At 70.5% G+C, this 536-nt stretch carries 1 pseudogene; it reads left to right on the top strand.

What is annotated here, in order from left to right:
* Positions 1 to 294 (top strand): annotated as a pseudogene (locus ACU8YE_RS24175) (hypothetical protein); the annotation flags it as partial.
* Positions 295 to 536 lie beyond the last annotated feature (242 nt).

The raw sequence follows: 536 nt of genomic DNA, 5'->3' as shown, positions 1-536 counted from the left end.
GTGGGCTCGGCAGCCGGCACGGCAGTGGGCGGCGCGACGCAGGCGGTCGGTTCGGCGGCCGGCGCGACGAAGGATGCGGCGGCATCGGCCGTGCATGCGACGAAGTCGCACGTGAAGCACGTCGCAGGTTCGACGAAGAGCCATGCGCAAGGCGCGGTGTCGACCGCGGGCGATGTCGCGGGCGGCGCGAAGGCGAAGGCCGGCGAGGCGCTCGAAGGCGCGACGAACGCGGTGCAGGGCGGCGCGTCGGTCGGCGTGAAGGGTTCGGCGTCGGCGCAAGGAGGCGCGCTGTAATAAACAGCACGCATCCCGCCACGGCCCGGTCCGCTTCGATGCGGGCCGGGCCGTTTTTTTATCGGCGCGCGGCCCCTGCCCATTGCCCGCACGCCATGCTTAAATAGCAGGGCGCCCGACAGCCGGTCGCCGCGATGGTCGTACCGGCCGGCATGGGCCAGCATGTCCGATCGACACCGTGACGACAGACGATACAAAAACACCGTTCCGGCGAGCCCGGCGCGGTCCGATAACATTCCGAG

This window comes from Ralstonia sp. VS2407, assembly GCF_052950655.1.
The sequence above is the reverse complement of the archived record's forward strand: the minus strand, read 5'-3'. Positions and strand labels throughout refer to the sequence as shown.